Annotated in this window: 1 protein-coding gene; it reads right to left on the bottom strand. The window is 69.1% G+C overall.

Annotation, left to right across the window (positions count from 1 at the left end; genetic code table 11):
• On the bottom strand, positions 1-243 hold a 243-nt coding region (locus AC0IYH_RS33505; RefSeq protein ID WP_471838750.1), incomplete at both ends, for an aminotransferase class I/II-fold pyridoxal phosphate-dependent enzyme.

Below are 243 nucleotides of genomic sequence, written 5' to 3'. Positions count from 1 at the left end.
CGCCGAGCGCCGCGATCGCCGCCCGCTGCGCGCCGATGCCGAACGCGAAGGGCGCGCGGATGCGGTGCATGGCGTCGATGATCTCCGTGGAGGCATAGCCCCAGCCGATCCGCTCCGACGCGAGGCCGAAGATCTTGGAGAAGGTGCGCGTGACCAGCACGTTGGGTTGCGTGCGCGCCAGTTCGAGCCCGCCGTCGTCGTCCTCGGTTTCCAGATACTCGGTGTAGGCCTGGTCGAGCACCA

This window comes from Pseudomonas sp. AC463, from assembly GCF_979253585.1.
The sequence above is the reverse complement of the archived record's forward strand: the minus strand, read 5'-3'. Positions and strand labels throughout refer to the sequence as shown.